Source organism: Nocardiopsis sp. NPDC055551 (genome assembly GCF_053619415.1).
Genome location: NZ_JBSHJJ010000002.1, coordinates 517,589 through 536,576, shown reverse-complemented (window position 1 = coordinate 536,576; position 18,988 = coordinate 517,589). Strand labels below are relative to the sequence as shown.

General features: G+C 70.3%; 16 protein-coding genes. 10 read left to right on the top strand and 6 right to left on the bottom strand.

The window, feature by feature from the left end; all coding sequences use genetic code 11:
* The first annotated feature begins 77 nt into the window (after window positions 1–77).
* From ACWGSK_RS06145 to ACWGSK_RS06130, 4 genes are all read left to right on the top strand, one after another.
* On the top strand, window positions 78–707 hold the full coding sequence (locus ACWGSK_RS06145) for a TetR/AcrR family transcriptional regulator (protein ID WP_452455337.1): 630 nt from the start codon (window positions 78–80) through the stop codon (window positions 705–707).
* Complete coding sequence (locus ACWGSK_RS06140) at window positions 704–2,950, top strand: glycoside hydrolase family 3 C-terminal domain-containing protein (RefSeq protein ID WP_452455336.1); 2,247 nt, start codon at window positions 704–706, stop codon at window positions 2,948–2,950. The genes ACWGSK_RS06145 and ACWGSK_RS06140 overlap by 4 nt, the downstream gene beginning before the upstream one ends.
* Window positions 2,951–3,580: 630 nt before the next feature.
* The gene (locus ACWGSK_RS06135) at window positions 3,581–4,945 is read left to right on the top strand and encodes a DUF222 domain-containing protein (protein ID WP_452455335.1); all 1,365 of its coding nucleotides are present in this window, start codon (window positions 3,581–3,583) and stop codon (window positions 4,943–4,945) included.
* A 1,035-nt stretch (window positions 4,946–5,980) separates the two neighbouring features.
* Window positions 5,981–6,949 (top strand): arsenic resistance protein, encoded by a 969-nt coding sequence (locus ACWGSK_RS06130; RefSeq protein ID WP_452455334.1) that lies wholly within the window; start codon window positions 5,981–5,983, stop codon window positions 6,947–6,949.
* 77 nt (window positions 6,950–7,026) lie between these two features.
* On the opposite strand, the gene ACWGSK_RS06125 is transcribed toward ACWGSK_RS06130, so the two are convergent.
* A complete protein-coding gene (locus ACWGSK_RS06125; RefSeq protein ID WP_452455333.1) occupies window positions 7,027–7,605 on the bottom strand; it encodes a TetR/AcrR family transcriptional regulator in 579 nt (192 codons plus the stop codon).
* Window positions 7,606–7,698: 93 nt separating this feature from the next.
* On the opposite strand from ACWGSK_RS06125, the gene ACWGSK_RS06120 reads away from it, so the two are divergent.
* The 3 genes from ACWGSK_RS06120 to ACWGSK_RS06110 all read left to right on the top strand — a co-directional run bounded on the left by ACWGSK_RS06120 (window position 7,699) and on the right by ACWGSK_RS06110 (window position 11,124).
* Window positions 7,699–8,946, top strand: a complete 1,248-nt coding sequence (locus ACWGSK_RS06120; RefSeq protein ID WP_452455332.1) for an alpha/beta hydrolase family protein — start codon at window positions 7,699–7,701, stop codon at window positions 8,944–8,946.
* Window positions 8,947–8,953: 7 nt separating this feature from the next.
* Window positions 8,954–10,348 (top strand): MFS transporter, encoded by a 1,395-nt coding sequence (locus tag ACWGSK_RS06115; RefSeq protein WP_452455331.1) that lies wholly within the window; start codon window positions 8,954–8,956, stop codon window positions 10,346–10,348.
* A gap of 128 nt (window positions 10,349–10,476) precedes the next feature.
* Window positions 10,477–11,124, top strand: a complete 648-nt coding sequence (locus tag ACWGSK_RS06110) for a hypothetical protein (RefSeq protein WP_452455330.1) — start codon at window positions 10,477–10,479, stop codon at window positions 11,122–11,124.
* On the opposite strand, the gene ACWGSK_RS06105 is transcribed toward ACWGSK_RS06110, so the two are convergent.
* Both ACWGSK_RS06105 and ACWGSK_RS06100 read right to left on the bottom strand, forming a co-directional pair.
* Entirely contained in the window at window positions 11,108–11,761 is a 654-nt protein-coding gene (locus tag ACWGSK_RS06105) for a response regulator transcription factor (RefSeq protein ID WP_358510243.1), read from the bottom strand. The two genes, ACWGSK_RS06110 and ACWGSK_RS06105, sit on opposite strands and share 17 nt — an antisense overlap.
* The gene (locus tag ACWGSK_RS06100) at window positions 11,758–13,029 is read right to left on the bottom strand and encodes a sensor histidine kinase (RefSeq protein WP_358510240.1); all 1,272 of its coding nucleotides are present in this window, start codon (window positions 13,027–13,029) and stop codon (window positions 11,758–11,760) included. Before ACWGSK_RS06100 ends, ACWGSK_RS06105 begins: the two co-directional genes overlap by 4 nt.
* Window positions 13,030–13,191: 162 nt before the next feature.
* Here ACWGSK_RS06100 and ACWGSK_RS06095 point away from each other — a divergent pair, with 162 nt between their 5' ends.
* From ACWGSK_RS06095 to ACWGSK_RS06085, 3 genes are read left to right on the top strand one after another with little or no spacing between them, the layout of a single operon-like run.
* On the top strand, window positions 13,192–14,289 hold the full coding sequence (locus tag ACWGSK_RS06095) for an ABC transporter permease (RefSeq protein ID WP_452455329.1): 1,098 nt from the start codon (window positions 13,192–13,194) through the stop codon (window positions 14,287–14,289).
* Window positions 14,286–14,966 carry an ABC transporter ATP-binding protein gene (locus ACWGSK_RS06090; protein ID WP_358510234.1) on the top strand — a complete coding sequence of 227 codons (681 nt, stop codon included), beginning with the start codon at window positions 14,286–14,288 and terminating at the stop codon, window positions 14,964–14,966. The genes ACWGSK_RS06095 and ACWGSK_RS06090 overlap by 4 nt, the downstream gene beginning before the upstream one ends.
* Before the next feature lie 39 nt (window positions 14,967–15,005).
* Window positions 15,006–16,442, top strand: coding sequence for a vWA domain-containing protein (locus tag ACWGSK_RS06085; protein WP_452455328.1), 1,437 nt, complete (start codon window positions 15,006–15,008; stop codon window positions 16,440–16,442).
* A gap of 254 nt (window positions 16,443–16,696) precedes the next feature.
* Here ACWGSK_RS06085 and ACWGSK_RS06080 read toward each other — a convergent pair whose 3' ends face one another.
* Genes ACWGSK_RS06080 through ACWGSK_RS06070 form a run of 3 tightly spaced genes read right to left on the bottom strand, consistent with a single transcriptional unit; the run spans window position 16,697 to window position 18,965 of the window.
* Window positions 16,697–17,491, bottom strand: a complete 795-nt coding sequence (locus tag ACWGSK_RS06080; RefSeq protein ID WP_452455327.1) for a putative hydro-lyase — start codon at window positions 17,489–17,491, stop codon at window positions 16,697–16,699.
* Between the two features lie 5 nt (window positions 17,492–17,496).
* Complete coding sequence (locus ACWGSK_RS06075; RefSeq protein WP_358510226.1) at window positions 17,497–18,357, bottom strand: 5-oxoprolinase subunit C family protein; 861 nt, start codon at window positions 18,355–18,357, stop codon at window positions 17,497–17,499.
* Complete coding sequence (locus ACWGSK_RS06070) at window positions 18,354–18,965, bottom strand: 5-oxoprolinase subunit B family protein (protein ID WP_358510223.1); 612 nt, start codon at window positions 18,963–18,965, stop codon at window positions 18,354–18,356. Before ACWGSK_RS06070 ends, ACWGSK_RS06075 begins: the two co-directional genes overlap by 4 nt.
* Window positions 18,966–18,988 lie beyond the last annotated feature (23 nt).

Here is an 18,988-nt window from a genome sequence, read left to right as displayed (position 1 = left end):
ACTGTGCCTTGTGCCACAATCTGACCAGGCGGTAGGTTTTGTGCCGCCGCCACGAGATCGTGTGCGAGGAGAGCCCCGTGACCGACACAGAGCACCCGCGACAGCGTCCGACCAAGGGCGAACGCACCCGTGGGCACGTCATCGACGCCGCCGCCGAACTCTTCTCCCGCTCCGGCTACCGGGCCGTCTCCCTCCGCGACATCGCCGCCCACTCAGGCCTCTCCCACGCCGGGGTCCTGCACCACTTCCCCAACAAGGAAGCCCTGCTCATACACGTTTTGAGCAGGCGCGACGAGATCGACGCCCCGCTCGTCCTGGACCCGGACCTGAGCCACCGCGCACTCATCGACAACCTCGTCAAGCTCGTCGAACGCAACACCGAATCCCCTGGCCTGGTCTCCCTCTTCGTCAACCTGTCCGCGGAGGCCACGGACCCCGCCCACCCCGCGCACGACTACTTCTTCGGTCGCTACCGCGTACTGCGCGAACACCTCACGTCGGCGTTCGCCACCCTCCTCGACGGCCGCCCGGAGTCCACCCCCGAGGTCGCCGCCACGCAGTTCATCGCCCTCCAGGACGGACTCCAAGTGCAGTGGCTCCTCGACCCCGGCGCCGTCGACATGCGCGCCGCGATCGTCTCCTTCCTGCACACCTTGGGAATCCCCACGTCGGCCCCCGCCCCCACCACTGACGAAAGGCCCTCATGAGCACCGAAATGTCCCGCCTCGAACCCGACCTGGCCGCGAAGGCCGCCGCCACCTCCGGGTCCGGGGTCTGGCACAGCACCCCGATCCCGGGTGTACTGCGCCGTCTGCACCTGGCCGACGGCCCGCACGGCATCCGACAGCAGTTGGAGGAGGGCGATCACCTCGGCATCGGTAGCAGTGTGCCCGCCACCTGCTTCCCGCCGGCGGTCGGGCTCGGCACCACCTGGAACGTCGACCTGGTTCAGCGGGTCGGCGCGGCCCTGGGCACCGAGGCGAGCGCCATGGGCGTGGACGTGGTGCTGGGCCCGGGCATGAACATCAAGCGTTCCCCGCTGTGCGGCCGCAACTTCGAGTACGTGTCCGAGGACCCGCACGTCACCGCGCGGATCGCCGCCGCGCTGGTCGAGGGCGTTCAATCCGAGGGTGTGGGGGCGTGCGTGAAGCACTTCGCCGCCAACAACCAGGAGACCGACCGGATGCGGTCCAGCTCCGACGTGGACGAACGCACGCTACGCGAGATCTACCTACCGGCGTTCGAGGAGGTCATCCGCACCACCGACCCGGCGATGGTGATGTGCTCCTACAACCGGCTCAACGGGGTGTACACCAGCCAGGACCCGTGGCTGCTCACCACGTTGCTGCGCGAGGAGTGGGGGTTCGAGGGAGCGGTGGTCTCCGACTGGGGCGCCGTGGTCGACCGGGTCGAGGCCGTGCGCGCCGGACTGGACCTGGAGATGCCGCCCAGCGGCACCGACGACCGGATCGTCGACGCGGTGAAGCGGGGCGAGCTGGACGATTCGGTGCTGGACACCGTGGTGGAGCGGTTGGTTCGCGTGCAGGACCGGGTGACCACCGACACCTCGCGTTCGCCCGAGCACGAGGCCCACCAGGCGTTGGCCCGCGAGGCCGCGACCGAGGCGCTGGTGCTGTTGAAGAACGAGGGCGAGGCGCTGCCACTGGTCCCGGGCCGTTCGATCGCGGTCGTGGGCGAGTTCGCTCGCACACCCCGCTACCAGGGCGGGGGCTCCTCCCACATGGTGCCGACCCGGGTGACCGGCGCGCTGGACGCGTTCGATGAGGTGGCCGAGGAGTTTCCGGTGCGCTTCGCCCCCGGGTTCACCCTGGACGGGACCGCGGCGCCGAACCTGGCCGAGGAGGCGGTGGCGCTGGCGGAGGAGTGCGACACCACCGTGCTGTTCCTCGGGCTGCCGGAGGCCCTGGAATCAGAGGGCTTCGACCGCACCGACATCGACCTGCCCGCCGAACAGGTCGAACTGCTGGCCCGGATTCGACGGGTGAGCGAGCGGGTCGTGGTGGTGCTGTCCAACGGTGGGGTGGTGTCGGTGGCCGACTGGCAGGGTGACGCCGACGCCGTGTTGGAGGGGTGGCTGCTGGGACAGGAAGGTGGCGCGGCCACGGTGGACGTGCTGACCGGCGCGGTCTCCCCGTCCGGGCGGCTCACCGAGACCATTCCTCTGAAGCTCAGTGATCACGCCTCCTACCTGAACTTCCCCGGCGAGCGTGGACACGTGTGCTATGGCGAGGGGGTGTTCGTGGGGTACCGACACTTCGACACCCTGGATCGACCGGTGGCGTACCCGTTCGGATTCGGGCTCACCTACACCACGTTCGACTACTCCGACTTGGAGGTTACCGAGGACGGGACGGACGCGTGGACGGTGGCGCTCACCGTTGCCAACGGTGGCACGCGGGCCGGACAGGAGGTCGTCCAGCTGTACACGGGGTTGACGCAGGAGTATCCGACCCGGCCGGTGCGCGAACTGCGCGGGTTCGCGAAGGTGGCCTTGGAGCCCGGGGAGAGCACACGGGTGGAGTTGGCCGTCCGTGGGCGCGACCTGTCCACCTGGGATGCCGAACACCACCGGTGGTCGCTGGTGGCCGGTACCTACACGGTTTCGGTGGGGGCCTCCTCCCGGGATATTCGGCTGAGCGGAGAGGTCGTCAGCTCCGGGGACCGCTTCGTGCCTCCGCTGACCAGGAGTTCCACGATCGAGGACTGGCGCGCGAACGCGATCGGCGGGCCGGTGCTGGCCGAGATCCGGGCCGGGATGGAGGAACTGGACTCGGTTCCGGAGGAGCTGTTGCGAATGGCCGACTCGATGCCGATCGTGGCGCTGTCCACGTTCGGGATGGGTGTGACGGAGGAGATGGTGGACCTTTTGGTCGCGGACGTGGAAGCGCGCAGGCAGGCGGCGATCGGGCGAGGAGAGGTCACCGGCTGAGCGTAGGGAGTGGGCGATGGTCCTGGCCTGTGGGGGTTGGGTGTGGGGTGCGGGTGGGGTTGTGGTGTGAGGGGTGAGGGAGGTTGTGCGGGTGTCGGGTGTGTAGGGGGCGCCTCAGGTAGGGGCCCTTCCGGTGGCCTGGCGGGGTGGGGGTGGGTTCTCCCTCCTTCCCCGCCGCGTGATTGTTGCCGCCCGCACCGCACGCGTCAAGGCGATGTTGAGTGCTGTGACGATGGGGTTGGTGGCCTTGACCCGTGCGGTGCGGGCGGCGGTTTGGCGGCTATCGGGGAAGGGGGGAGAGTGGTTGAGGTCCCAACGGCCCTGTGGGCCTGCGGCCCACTCCGGCCGCAGCCGGCCGGATGCCTTCCCCTCCCTCTGGTGTCCTCGTTGAGCGCGTCGCCACTACGTGACCGGTGAGGTAACGAAGGGCCCGCTACAGGCCAGGCACGGGGCCGGCCGCGTCCCTGCGGCGGCCGGCTCTGGTGGTGGGAAAGTCGCGGGAAAAGGGGCTGTGGATAACCCAAAATGGCCACCCTCTCTATGGTAGGCGCATTCGCCATCCTGGAAATAGGTTGAATAAACTGGCGAGCAGGTCTGCCATTCCCTGGGGTGTTCGCATATAATCAGAGTATGAGCTTTCCTCCCAGCACACCGCGCCCGACCGGGAACACCCCGGTCGATCAGGCGATGGCGGGTGCGCGGGAGATCGCGGTGGAATTCTCCGAACGGGATATCCCCTTCGGATGTGAAACCGATGTGCTCGCCCAGTTTCGCCGGCTCAACCAGGAAACAGACCGCATCCGCTACGGGATGCTGCCCGCCCTGGCCCGCATGGAGGCCACCGGAGCCCTGTTGGAAGAGGGCGGCCAGCGCAGCATCCAAGCCTGGGTCACCCACCAGTGGGGCACCTCTCCGGCCGAGGCCCGCAACCTCGCCACCCTCGCCCGGGCGTTGTACAAGCAACAGCTGCCCCTGGTGGAAGAAGCCTTCCAGACCAGCGCCTTGTCGCTGGGTGAGGCGTGCGCGATCGCGACCTCCACCGAAAAAGCCACTACCGAGTGGGCGCGGGTGTGGGAAAAGGGTGATGAGGATTTCCGGGCCACCCACCCGGATGTGGAGGGGTTTCGGGCCCGGTTGGAATTCGGGCTGATCGGTTTCAAGGCCGAGTGCCCGCAGGCCTCGGTGCGCCAGTTGCGGGACGCGGCGAAATGGTTCGTGGCCCGCCTGGACCCCGACAAGGCCGACCGGGACTATGACGAAACGTTCGAGAACCGGGGCGCGCAATTCTCTCCCACGTTCGAGTCCGGGTTTCTGCTACGGATGTGGGGGCCGGGGGCCGATAACGAGCTCATCCAGGCCGCCCTGAAGGCTTACACCGAACCGTACGGGCCGGAGAACGCCGCGATGCCGAAGCATCAGCGGGTCTATGACGCGATGATGCGGATCTTCGAGACCGCGCTGGGCCACCGTGAGTGCGCCAAAGCCCCCCAGGCCCTAGCCACGTTGAACATCACCGTCCCCCTCAAGCGCTTCCTCGGAGACGACACCGCTGAACCGGCCGTCACGGAGGATGGGGTGGTCATCCCCGACCAGATGGTGGCCCGCCTGACCCCCAACAGCTGGCTGCGCCGGTTCCTGACCGACGCCCAGGGCCGCACCCTGCTGGACGTGGGGCGCAAGCAGCGATGCGCCCCCGACCCGGTGCGCCAAGCGGCCGGGTTCAAAGAGTTCACCTGCCAATGGCACGAAGGCTGCGACATGCCCCGTAGCTGGTCGCAGTACGACCACATCGTCCCCTTCTCCCACGGCGGGGCCACCAGCGCCGACAACATGCAGGTGCTCTGCTCCACTCACAATCGGCTCAAGCACCGGTTGCAGGCCAAGGTGAACCGGCAGATCTGGGAGCACCACCACGCCCAGAACCACCAAGAAACAGGTAAGGAAGCCGGTTCCGGGGATGGTGAGGGGGAGCCAGCCCCAGCCACCGCCCTCTAACCACCACCCGCTTCCACGACCACGCGTTTCCACCAGGTGGAACACCACCACCGCGAGATCACCCCCAAGCGGGTGTCAGACCCCAAGGGCCCTGTGCCCTGTGGGGATATCAGCATGCCCAGGGGCAGAAACACCGCGAACCCCCACCCAGAGCCATATCCCGGGGACAGAAGTGGCTCCCATTGGGGGTGTCGGCAACACACCTGCCGACATCGGCCCCTACTGCGACCACCCGTCCTATCGGTGCCACCGCCACCCCCACTACAGGGTTCCGGGGCTACCCACCACGGGCACGGCACCGAGTACCGGCACCTGGGCTGCTCCCACCACTGCTAACGGCCCGCCGGTACCGGGGACTGCTGGGGGCCTCGGCGTGGTCTTGTTGCCAGAGCCGGCTACCGCAGGGACGCGCCCCACCACCCACTCCACCTGTAGCGGGCCCTTCGTGACCGGACCCGTCACGTAGTGGCGACGCGCCCCACGAGAAAGCCAGACGGAGGGGAAGGCATCCGGCCGGCTACGGCCGGAGTGGGCCGCAGGCCCACAGGGCCGTTAGGGACCCCAACCACTCTCCCCCTTCCCCGATAGCCGCCAAACCGCCGCCCGCACCGCACGGGTCAAGGCCACCAATCCCATCACTACAGCACTCACCATTGCCTTGACGCGTGCGGTGCGGGCGGCAACAATCACGCGGCGGGGAAGGAGGGAGAACCCACCCCCACCCCGCCCAACAACCCCCAGAGCCAGAAACCTCAGGCGCCCCACCAACCCACCCGAGCAACGCTCAACAACCCCAAGACCAGACACCCGACACCCCAGGCCAGGCACACCACCGGCCCGAACTCCCCCCACCCTCGGAATGGCGGGAAGCCATCGTGCCCGAGCAACGGCGCTCGCCCGCTTCGATGGGTGTCCGCTCAGCCGGGTTCCGGGATCTGACGCGAGACATCCGCTGAGGCGCGGCTGCGGAGGTCGGCTAGCCTGGGTGGGCAGTCCACTCGCTCCACTGTTCGGAAAGCCGCAGGCGACCAGACCGTGTCCACGTCAGAGAAGTTCCAAAGCGTGTTCGTGGCGCTCGCCGCCGCGCTGGGACTGGGCGTCGGTCTGTTGTGGCCGATCGGTGAAGTGGCCGGGCACCTCGTCCTGCCGGCGCTGATGCTCATGCTGGTCGCGGTGTTCGTCCAGGTGGACGCCGCCCAGGTCCGTCAGGTTCGCGGCGCGCGCACGGTCGTGATCACCGGTCTGGTGCTGAACTTCGTGTTCACCCCGCTGTTCGCGTGGGCTCTCGGGACAGGCCTGTTGGGCGACTCTCCCGACCTGCGGATCGGGCTCCTCCTGCTCCTGGTCACCCCGTGCACGGACTGGTACCTGGTGTTCACCGGCCTGGCTCGGGGACACATGGGGGTCGCGGCCGCCGTACTACCGGTGAACCTGGTGCTCCAACTGCTGCTGTTGCCCGTCTACATCCTGTTGTTGGGCGGGGAGGCGGCGATGGTCGACTCCGGCACACTGGTGGAGGCGGTGCTTCTGGTCCTGGTGGTGCCCTTGGTGCTGGCGGTGGTGGCCCGGTGGTCGGCCCTACGTTGGCGGGGTGCCGAATGGCGGGAGGAAAGGCTGGTGTCGGCGGCCTCGGCCTCGGTGCTTCCGCTGCTGTACGTGGCGGTGTTCGCCATGTTCGCCGGACAGGCCCGCACGGTCATGGCGCACTTGGGCGACCTGGCGGTCCTTCTCCTTCCGTTGGCGGCGTTCTTCCTGGTCATGCCGTTGGTGGCGGTCGGAGTGAGTCGGCTGCTCCGGTTGCCCGCCGACCAAAAGGTCACGCTCACCATGACGACCGTGGCGCGCAACTCCCCGGTGGCCCTGGCGATCGCGGTGGCGGCGTTCCCCGACCGCCCGTTGATCGCGGTGGCCCTGGTGGTCGGCCCGTTGGTGGAACTGCCGGTGCTGGCGGTGCTCAGCCAGATCGTGCGCGTCCGCGACCGGGGGACCACCGCTCGGACCTGACCGGATCCGTTCCCGGTTCGCTCCCCTGGCCTCCCACACGAGCCGGTACCGATCCGGCGCTTCTGCCACCCTGCGATTCAGGTGAGAGATCTGAGCAGCCGGTCGACCAGCCCCTCCGTGTAGGCCGGGGCGATGTGCTCTTCCCCGAACACGACGCGGAAGTAGACCGGGGCCAGGACGTGGTCGATCACCTCCATGACCTCGGGTGTGCGTTCCCCGCGCTCACGGCTCTGGTCGAGCATGGCCCGCAGTTGGTGATAGCGCTCGTCGAGGAACTCGTCGCGCAATCGCGCGCCGTCCGGTCCCGAAGCGGCCAGAGCGATGGCCAGGCGCAGCACGGCCGGCCCGGCGGGCCCGGTGATGTCACGGGCGACGTTGGCGGCGTAGGCGCGCAGGTCGCCCTCCAGGCCGCCGGTGTCAGGGATCGGTGACTGGGCCGTGCGGGCGACGTCCGCGAGCAGGGCGTCGAGACCGCCCCAACGCCGGTAGATGCTGCTGTCCGCGACCCCCGCGCGTGCGGCGACGTCACCGACGCTGAAGTTTCCGTATCCGAGTTCGTCCACCAGATCGGTGACCGCCCGGTGCACCGACGTGCGAACGCGGGCGCTACGACCGCCGGGCCGGCGGGCCGGGGTCGGCTGTCCGTTCTCTGCCATGACACCAGGCTAACGCAGTCATTCATTGCGTTAGTGCGCGCGACGATGTTAACGTGCCCCTAAACGCAGCCATTGACTGCATTAGGAGTGAGCATGGAGCCTCTGTTATTCCCCGACGACACCCAGTTCTGGTTCGAGACGCTGCGAACCCTGGGACACATCGCCTACGGCGGAGCGGACTTCGGCGAGGTCGCGGTGACCGCGCGACGCATCACCGCGGGCGACTACGACGGCTGGCACGACTCATGGCTGCGCACCGCGTACCGGGTCGCCTCGGAGGGTCGAGAGTCCCTGGCCGGAGGGCACCGCGTCAGCGCCCGCGACACCTTCCTGCGAGCCTCGAACTACTACCGCAACGCCGGGTTCTTCCTCCACGGAGATCCGGACGACCCGCGTATCCGCAGCTCCTACGACGCCTCGGTCGACTGCTTCCGGCGAGCGGCGGCACTGCACACCCCGCCCATCGAGCCGATCGAGATCCCTTACCAGGGCACGCGGCTGCCCGGTTACCTGTACCGGGCCGACGACTCCGGGGCGCCGCGACCGACCGTGGTGATGTTCAACGGCTTCGACGGAAGCGTGGAGGAGATGCACTTCTTCGGCGCCGCGGCCGCCGTGGAGCGCGGCTACACCGTGCTCACCTTCGACGGACCCGGTCAGCCCGGAACCCGCCATCACCAGGGCCTCACCTTCCGTCCCGACTGGGAGAACGTGGTCGGCCCCGTGCTCGACCACGCCCTCTCCCTGCCCGAGGTCGACCCCGACCGGGTCGCGCTCCTGGGCAACAGCATGGGCGGCCTGCTCGCCCCGCGCGCCGCCGCCTTCGACGGGCGGATCGCCGCACTCATCGCCCTGGACGGGGTCTACGACCTGGGAATGGTCGCCACCTCACTCTGGCCCGGTGAGACCGCCGAGACCGAACGTCGGCTGCGCGCCGACGACGATCCCGAGATGGACGCCGCCTTCGAAGCCGCCATGGCGGACGACCCGACGGCGCGCTGGGCCGTCCAGCAGGGGATGTACGTCCTGGGGGCGCCCACGCCGCGCGCGTTCGCCGCCGCTTACCTGGACTACCACCTGCGCGACGGCGTCGCCGAGCGGATCTCCTGCCCCACCCTGGTGTGCGCCGGCACCGAGGACGACTTCTTCCAGGGCCAGCCCGAGCTGCTGTACGAGCACCTGACCTGTGAGAAGACCCTGCTTCGGTTCACCGCCGAGGAAGGCGCCGGTGCCCACTGCCAGGCCGGCGCGCAGCGACCGGCCTACGCCCGCGTCTTCGACTGGTTGGACGAGGTCATCGCCCCTCGGGGATACCACGACCAGCCCCTACACCTGGTCTAGGAGACACATGATGTCCGTCGCGGTCCAGGCACGCACCGAGCCGTACAAGAAACGTTGGGCCGCCCTCGCCGTCATCCTCGGTGCCGAGGCGATGGACCTGCTCGACGCGTCGATCGTGGCCGTGTCCGCGCCGACCATTCGTGACGATCTCGACCTCGGAATGTCGTCCGTCCAATGGATCGTGGCCGGCTATTCGCTCGCGATGGCCGTCGGACTGATCACCGGGGGCCGGTTGGGCGACGTCTTCGGCCGCAAGCGGATGTTCTTGGTCGGCGTGCTCGGGTTCGTCCTCACCTCCCTGCTGTGCGCGGCGGCGCCCTCGGAGGGGGTGTTGATCGCGAGCCGGGTCCTGCAAGGCCTCTTCGGGGCCGTGATGCTTCCGCAGGGCTTCGGCATGATCAAGGAGATGTTCCCGCCGGAGGAACTGGTCAAGGCCCTGGCGATGTTCGGGCCGGTCATGGGTGTGTCCGCGGTGTGCGGGCCGATCCTCGCGGGCCTGCTGATCGACCTCGACCCGTTCGGGTCGGGGTGGCGGAGCGGCTTCCTCATCAACCTCCCGGTGGGGGTGCTCGCCCTGGTGGCGGCGGTGCGCCTGCTGCCGACCGGCGACCCCGGCCGTGCGACCGCGCGCCCCCGTCTGGACCTGCCCGGCGTGCTGCTCGCCGGTACGGGCAGCCTGTTCGTCGTGTTCCCCCTCGTCCAGGGTGGGGAGTCGGATCGGCCGAGTTGGATGTTCGCCATGCTCGGCGTCGGACTGGCCGTCCTCGCCCTCTTCGCGCTGTGGGTGCGGCGGGCGAGCTTCCCTCTGGTGGAGCCGAGCCTGTTCCGCAAGCGCGCCTACACCGGCGGCCTGCTCATCGCCGTCATGTTCTCCGGTCTCGTCGCCGCGTTCGCGCTGATCCTGAACCTGTCGACCCAGACCGACCTCGGCTACTCGCCGACGGAGGCCGGACTGGCCATCGCCCCGGTGTCGGTCGGCATCGTGATCGGTTCGATCTGTGGGTTCCGATTCGCCCGGCGGATCGGACGCCGAACGCTCCACCTCGGCCTGGTCGTGACCGGCATCGGCCTCATCACCCTGTTCACGCTGTTTCCGGAACCGGCGGACAGCGTCTGGCGTCTCGTGCCCGGCGTGCTCATCGTCGGACTCGGCATGGGGACGATGATCGCTCCGCTGTTCGATTTCATCCTGGCCTGTGTCGACGACCACGAGGTGGGTTCGGCTTCGGGGGTGCTCAACGCCGTGCAGCAGCTCGGATCCGCCATCGGGGTCGCGGTGCTCGGCACGCTGTTCATCGCCGGGTCGTTCGGCACGGCGGTCATCGCCATGGGAGTGGCGTCGGCGCTCACTTTCGGCCTCGTGTTCCTGCTCCCCTCGCGCGCACGACGGGAATCCCCCTGACGGCGGCCGGCCCCGACAGACCGGGGATGCGCGCCGACTCCACAGCGTGGTTTCGCGTGTGGTGGGGGCGAAACGGGTAACGGGAGAGTGGGCCACGACCAGCCGCCCCTGACCCCCCGGGAGCCCCCGTGAAGCCGTACGCCGACACCCCCGTCCGCGCCTGTGTGCAACTCGTCTCCGACCTGGCCGCCTTGACCTGGGTGTTCGTGTGGATCTCCGCAGCGCTGTCCCTACGCGACCTGATCCTGTCGCTGAACCGACCCGGAGAACTGATGGCCGACACGGGCCAGGGGTTCACCGAGCACATGAACACCGCAGCCGAGAACGTCGGTCAGGTGCCGCTGGCCGGGGACGCCCTGGCCACGCCGTTCACCAACCTCGGCGAGACCGGCGAGTCCCTGACCGCGGCCGGAGACTCCTTCCAGGAGTCGGTGGCCTCGCTGGCGTTCACCCTGCCGATGCTGGTCGCGGTCATTCCGCTGTTCCTGCTGGCGGCGACCTGGTTGCCGGCGCGTGTCCGCTGGATCCACCGCGCCACCACGACCAGGCGGATGAGCGCGATGTCCGCCGAGGCGCGCACCCGGTTGTTGGCGCTGCGCGCGCTGTCCTCGGCCTCCCCCACCAGGCTCATGGAGGTGCATGAGGACCCGGCCCGCGCCTGGCGAGAGGACGAGTCGGCGACGGTGGACCGATTGGCCGCACTGGAGCTGAACCGACTGGGTCTGCGCCCGGACAAGGCCACCAAGGCGAAGGAGGGGCTCAGTCCACGCGGATGAGGCCTCTGCGCAGCGCGGTGGTGATGGCCGCGGTCCGGTTGTCCACGCCCAACTTCTCGAACACGTGCACCAGGTGGGTCTTGACCGTCGCCTCGCTGATGAACAGCCGTTTGGAGATCGCCCGGTTGGACAGGCCCATGGCCAACAACCCGAGGATCTCCAGTTCGCGGCCGCTCAGGGTCGGTACCGGCGAACGCAGCCGGTCCATGAGACGGTCGGCGACGTCGGGGGCCAGCGCGGTCTGTCCGCGCGCGGCGGTGTGCACCGCCTCGCACAGCTGGTCCGGCGGAGCGTCCTTGAGCATGTAACCGGTGGCGCCGGCCTCCACCGCGGCGAGGATGTCCGCGTCGGTGTCGTAGGTGGTCAGCACCAGCACGGGCGGTGGGTCGGTCAAGGCCGTGATGGCCCGGATGGCGGTGACCCCGTCCATCCCGGCCCCCATGCGCAGGTCCATCAGCACGACGTCCACACCCGTCCCGGATCGGAGGGTGTCCAGGGCCGCCCTCCCATCGGCGGCTTCGGCGACCACGTCCATGTCCGCGCGTTCGGCGAACATCGCCTTGAGTCCGTGGCGTACGACGGGGTGGTCGTCCACCAGCAGGATGCGCAGGCGCGCCGCGCCCTCCTCGGTGCTCACCGGCCCTCCTCCAACGAAGTCGTCTTCCGGGTCAGGGGTAGTCGGACGGCGATGGCGGTGCCCTCGCCGGGCGCGGACTCCACGTGCAGCCCACCTCCCAGGGCGGCCACGCGTTCGCGCAGCGCGGTGATCCCGTATCCGCTGCCGTCGGCTCGGGTCCGGGCCTCCTCGGGTACGAAACCCACCCCGTCGTCGTACACGTCCAGGGTGACCTCCTCCCCCAGATAGCCGAGGGTGACCACGGCGGTGGTGGCGCGGGCGTGCGCGGAGACGTTGGCGAGGCTGGCCTGGGCCGCGCGCAGCAACGCCACCTCGTAGCCCGAGGGTAGTTCGGTGGGGGTGCCGTCCGTACGCAGCCGGCAGTCGATTCCGTCGGTGCGGGCGACCTTGGCGCAGAGCCTGCTCAGGGCTTCGGGGAGGTCGGCTCCGGTGAGGGATGGCGGTGCGAGGTCGCGCACGAACCCGCGCGCCTCGGCGAGGTTGGTGGACGCGCTCTCTCTGGCCTCCGCGATACGGGTGGCGGCCAGGTCGGGGTCCTCGGGCAGGGCGTTCTCCGCGGAGCGCAACAACAGGACGATGCTGGACAGGCCTTGGGCGAGGGTGTCGTGGATCTCCCGGGCCAGGCGTTCGCGCTCGTCCAACACGCCGGTACGCCGTTGGGACTCGGCGAGTTCGTCGCGGGTGCGGGTGAGTGTCTCGATGAGTTCCCGGCGCCGTTCGCTCTCGCGGTGCAGGGCCATGTACCCGACGGCGATCGCGACCGCGAACACCGCCCCGAGCACCGGTCCCAGCACCATCCCCGCCGTGAGGTCGCCGGTGTGCAGGGCCTGCCCGAGGACCACGGTCGCGGTGATGACCACGACGGCGATCACCGAGTGCGCACCGCGCAGCAGGTTCAGGTGCAGGAAGTACAGGGGGAAGGCCAGCCACACGAAGTCGGGGTCGGCCCAGGCCAGGAGGGCCCACAACACGGTGACGGCGGCCAGCCACGCCAGTGATCGGGTGCGGTGGACGTCGTGCCGGGCGACCAGCGCGCCGGAGCAGTAGACCACGCCCAGCAGGACCGCTCCGCACACCACCGCCCACCGGGTCCACTCCGGATGGGCGGGTTCCGTGGCCGGGGAGCCCTGCCCGAGCGCACCGATCAGGTAGCGGGACGTGGCCACCCCCAGCAGGAACAGGAAGCAGGCGTGCAGGAGCAGACGCAGCGCCCGCAGCACCGTCGTCACCCCGGGCGGTTCGGCCGCCCACCCTCCGCTGTAACGCATCACCGCAGCGTACGACGTGCGCCTGTGCGGCGGCATCAACCATTCGATGGAGTTCTCGCTCCACCTCACCGCCCCCGAGGACGCTCCCTTCATCCGATGTCGATGATCTTGCGCGCGACGAGGCTGGAAGCACATCGAAATCTCCCGGAAAGGAGGGCCGCCGTGTTCGTCGCCCTTCGTGACATCCGCTTCGCCAAGGGGCGGTTCGCGCTGATGGGCTCCGTCGTCGCGCTGATCACCCTGTTGATCGTCCTGTTGTCGGGGCTGACCGCCGGGCTGGCCGACCAGTCCACCTCCGCGATCAAGAACCTGCCCGCCACCCACGTCTCCTTCGGCACCTCCGGTGACGGCGACCCGGAGGAGTCCTACGCCGACAGCACCGTCACCCGGGCCCAGCTCGACACCTGGGCCGCCACCGAGGGGGTGGAGTGGGCGGAGCCGCTGGGCATCACCCAGAGCCGGGTCGAGTTCGACGACGGCAACGGCACCGCCGCCGCGCTGTTCGGTGTGCCCGCCGACGGCCGACTGGCGCCCGAGGGCCTGACCGGCTCCGGCGGCCTGGTGGTGAGCGAGGAGGTCGCCGAGGGCTTCGGGGTCGCCGAGGGCGACACCGTCACCGTGGGCGGGTCCGAGCTGACGGTGACCGCGACCGCGCCCACCGAGTCCTACAGCCACACCCCCGCGGTGTGGACCGACATCGACACCTGGCGGGAGATCGACCCGCGGGTGCGGCACGCCGAGGGCGATGACGCCCCGGTGGCCAACGTGGTGGCCACCGACGTGTCCCTGGCCGCTGCGGTCGAGCAGGCGGACGCGGAGGCCGGCACCGTCACCGCCGGCCTGTCGGACAGTCTTCGCGCGATCGGCTCGTTCTCCTCGGAGAACAGTTCGCTGGTCACCATGCAGGCGTTCCTGTACGCGATCTCCGCGATGGTGATCGGAGCGTTCCTGACCGTGTGGACGATCCAGCGCGGCGGGGACATCGCGATCCTCAAGGCGCTCGGCGGATCGACCCGGTACCTGCTGCGCGACGCCCTGGCCCAGGCGTTGATCGTGCTGACCGCGGGCACCGCCGTCGGTGGCGCCGTGGGCGTGGGCCTGGGCGCCCTGGCCGGTTCGGTGCTGCCGTTCTCCCTGACCGTGACCACCACGGTCGGGCCGGTGATCGCCATGGTCGTGCTGGGCATGCTCGGCGCGGTCTTGGCGGTTCGCCGCATCACCTCCGTCGACCCGTTGACCGCCTTGGGAGGCGTCCGATGAGCCTGGAACTGAACAATGTGACCCTGACCTACCCCGACGGCGACGGGGTGGTGACCGCCCTGGACCGGGTGTCGGTCGACGTGGCCCCCGGTGAGCTGACCGCCGTGGTCGGCCCGTCGGGCTCGGGCAAGTCGAGCCTGTTGGCGGTGGCCGCCACCCTGATCCGCCCGGATTCGGGCCGGGTGGTCGTGGGCGGTGTGGAGACGCTGGGGCTACGCCCCCGTGAGCTGACCGCACTGCGGTTGGAGCGGGTCGGCATCGTCTTCCAGCAGCCGAACCTGATCTCGTCACTGACCGTGGTGGAGCAGCTGCTGGTCACCGAACACATGCGGGCCCGGTCACCGCACCGCGCGCGGGCTCGGGCGATGGAGACCCTCGCCGCGGTGGGTCTGGCCGGTAAGGAGCGGCGCCGGCCGCACCAGCTGTCCGGTGGTGAGCGTCAGCGGGTGAACATCGCCCGGGCGTTGTCGGGACGGCCGAGCGCGCTGTTGGTGGACGAGCCCACGGCGGCACTGGACCACGAGCGGGGTGCGGCCATCATCGACCTGGTGGCGGAGGCGACCCGAGAGTTCGAGGTGGCGACCCTGCTGGTCACGCACGACACCGAATACCTGGGCGCGGCCGGACGAGTGTTGGAGATGCGCGACGGCCGGCTGTCGGTGCTGGATCGGACCTGAGCGGCCCTCGATGGGCCGTGGGGCCGGTGGTGACCGTCCGTGGCCGCTTCCGGACATCGGAGCGCACCGCGCCGCACGGCCCGTCTCCCTAGGCTTGGTTCCCAGCCGAAAACCCTGGAGCGGTCCATGAAGATGTCAGCTCGGCCGGAATTCGACGTCGTCGCCCTCAACACCTCCGACTCGGTGCTCGTCCTCTTGGAGGTCGAGGCGCCCGAACGCGCGCCCGGCCGAGCCCGCCCGCCGGCCACCTTGGAGGTGGTGGTGGACCGGAGCGGGTCGATGACCAAGGACCGTCGCATCGAGGGGGTGGTCGAGGCCCTGCACGGGCTCGTGGACCGGTTGGATCCCACCGACCGCTTCGGGCTGGTGTCCTTCAACACCCGGGTGAAGGTGGAGGTGCCGGCCGGGCCGCTCCTCGACAAGGACTCCCTGCGCCAACGGCTGTCCCAGGTGCGGGCACACGGTGGCACGGACCTGTCGAGCGGGCTGCTCCGCGGGGTCCAGGAGGCGCGACGGGCGAGCGAGGACCGGGGCGCCACCCTGCTGCTGATCTCCGACGGGCACGCCAACCAGGGGACCACCGACCACGATCTGTTGCGGGAGGTGGCGCGTGACGCCTACCTACACGGGATCACCGTCACCACCCTGGGTTACGGACTCGGGTACGACGAGGAGTTGCTGGGGGCGATCTCCGAGGGCGGCGCGGGCAGCGCGCTGTTCGCGGAGGACCCCGACACGGCCGGCGGGCTCATCGCGCAGGAGACGGAGTACCTGCTGGCCAAGACCGCGCAGGCGACGTCGATGACGGTCCGGGGCGGCGAGTTCGTGGAGCGGGTGTCGATGGTGGGTGAGACCCCCGCGGACCGGTTGGACGACGGCACGCTCATGGTGGAGCTGGGCGACCTCTTCTCCGGGGAGAGCCGCCGATCGTTGCTGCGGGTGTCCACCGCGGTGCTCGCGGAGGCCGAGAAGCGGGGGGCCGGTGAGGACGTGGTGTTGGCGAGGGTGGAACTCACGCACGTCGATCCGGTGACCTTGGCGTCGCACACCGAGACCTTGGAGGTGCGGGTGCGGACCGCTTGGCGGGTGGACCGACGCGAGGCGGACGAACGGGTGCGCGCCGAGGAGCTGTTCCAGGAGGCGCGGTCGGCCAAGCGTCGCGCTTCGGAGGCCATGCGCCGGGGCTCGCGGGAAGAGGCCGCCCGGTACCTCCGGGAGAGCGGTGCGCGGATCCGGCGGGCGCGGATGGCGCAGCCGTTCGCCGGACCCGGAGGAATCGGCGAGGAGATGGCCGGCCAGGCGCGGGCGATGGAGGCGATGGCGCGGCAGGCGGAGGACGACGACGCGCGCAGGGCGGCGAAGACCTTCTACGCGAGCGGCGCCGGTGGGACGCGTGGGCGTGGATCGCGACTGTTCGGTGGGCGTGACCGGTCCGGGGAGTCGTTCCCGGACTCCCCCACCGGCGAGGAACGCTGAGCCGAGCGAGCCTGGAAGGGGCGGGCATTGTGCCAGGCCAAGGCCGTCACCGTGGTGGATTCACCCGGTTGGCCGGTGCCGGCCAAAGCCCTCCGGGGCCGGACGGGGACCGGTAGAACGGTCCCTTGTCGGCCCCGGCCCATAAGGAGGCACAGTGCCCGACCGACTCGCCAACGTCGTGATACTCGTGCTGTTGATCCTGCTGCTGGCCTGGCTCAACGACAACTTCGTGTGCCCCTGAGGTCACCGATCGGTCAGGGGACCTGGTAGGTGGAGTCGCGGACGTCGGTGATGGCCATGTGGCCCGGGGCGTGGCCGATGGCGAACTCCGGGGCCGAGGCCATCACCGCGGCCTGCGGGGTGACCCCACAGGCCCAGAAGACGGGGATCTCGCCCTCGCGGACCTCCACCGGGTCGCCGTAGTCCGGCCTGGACAGGTCCGCGATGCCCAGGGCCGACGGGTCGCCCACGTGCACGGGGGCGCCGTGCACGGCCGGGTAGCGGGAGGTGATCCGCACCGCGTCGGCGACCTGGTGGGCGGGGATCGGGCGCATGGAGACCACGAGCGGTCCGGAGAACCGGCCGGCGGGGCGGCACGGCCGGTCGGTCTCGTACATGGCGACGTTGGTGCCCGCCTCGATGTGCCGGACCGGTACACCGGCCTCCAGCAGCGGGGTCTCGAACGTGAAGCTGCACCCGATGAGGAAGGACACCAGGTCCTCGCGCCACAGGTCGGTGACCTCGGCGCGTTCCTCGACGTACTTCCCGTCGCGGTACACGCGGTAGGCGGGCAGGTCGGTGCGCAGGTCGCCGTCGAACACCGAGGCGGACACGTCGCCGGGTTCGGTGACGTCCAGGACCGGACAGGACTTGGGGTTGCGCTGGGCGAACAGCAGGAAGTCGAAGGCCAGGTCACGCGGCAGGCACAGCAGGTTGGCCTGGGCGTAGCCGTGGCTGTGGCCGGAGGTGGGCACACGTGTCCCGGTGCGGAACAGCTCCCGGGCCCGGGCGGGCGACAGGTCCGCCGGGGAGGCGGTCTCGGGGCTCATGGGTTCTACCTCCATTGGACGAAGCGGATGCGGGTACCGGGTCGGGCCTGGGCGGCGACGGGCAGGTCCGCCGCGCACACCACCGCGATGACCGGGTAGCCGCCGGTGACGGGGTGATCGGCCAGGAACAGGACGGGTTCTCCCTGGGTCGGCACTTGCAGGGAGCCGGGCACCATGCCCTCACTGGGCAGCTCGCCCTCGCGGGAGCGTTCCAAGGTCGGACCCGCCAGGCGAGCGCCTACCCGGTCACTGCGTGAGGTCACCTCGAAGAGGTCGTCGAACAACGTCCGGTGGGCCCGTTCGGTGAACCAGTCCTCGCGCGGGCCGAGTCGCACCCGCAGACGCACCTCGTCGGCGCCGACCGGGGCGGTGGGCACGTGGTCCAAGAGCGGCCGGGCCAGGGGAGCCGGTCCGACGGGCAACAGGTCGCCCGGCTCGGGCAGGGCCGGGCCGAGGCCGGCGAGCACGTCGGTGCTGCGCGAACCCAGCACGGGCGTCACGTCGATGCCCCCGCGCACGGCCAGATAGGAACGCAGGCCACGGGCGGGGACGCCGAGGGAGAGTTCGGCCCCGTCGGGCAGGTGTAGGACCTCGTTGACGGCGGCGCCCCGGCCGTCGACCCGCACCGGGGTCGCGGCACCGGTCACCGCGACGGTGACCGGGCCGCGGGCGCGCACCCGCAGCCCACCGAGGGTGACCTCCAGGGTGGCGGCCTCCGGCGGGTTCGCGAGGATGCGGTTGGCCAGGGCGTGGGAACACGCGTCGGCGGCGCCCGAGCGGCCCACCCCGAGGGCGGCGTGGCCGAAGCGCCCGGTGTCCTGCACGGTGCTCATGGGCCCGGTGGCCAGGATCTCCAGGGAGCTCACGCGGCCTCCTCGAAGCGCACGCGCACTCCCGGGCGCAGCAGCCCCGGCGGGTCGCGCTCCAGGTCCCAGGTGACGGCGTCGGTGTGGCCCAGGAGCTGCCAGCCGCCGGGGGAGCTACGCGGGTACAGGCCGGTGAACTCCCCGGCCAGCGCCACCGATCCCTTGGGCACCCGCGTGCGCGCCTCGCCGCGCCGAGGCACCCGGAATCGCGGGTCGTCGCCGACCATGTAGCCGAATCCGGGTGCGAACCCGCAGAAGGCGACGGTCCAGGTGGCCGCGGTGTGCGCGCGCACGACCTCGCGCGGGCTCAACCCGATGAGTTCGGCGATGTCGTCGAGGTCCTCCCCGTCGTAGTGCACCGGGATGGTGACGGTCTCCCCCGTCCCCCGGCCGATGTCCACGGCCAGGGGGATCTCGGTGACGGCGGCGGCGACCCTGCCGGGATCGGTGCCGGGCGACAACCGCAGCAGGACCGTGCGTGCGGCGGGGACGACGTCGGTGACGCCCGGTAGCGGGGCCGACTCCAGGGCGGCGCCCAGGGCGATGACCTGGGCGAGGTCGGCGACCTCGACCAGGACCCCGGTGTCCGCGCAGTTCAGGACGCGCAAGGACTGCTCCAAAGTGGTGGTTC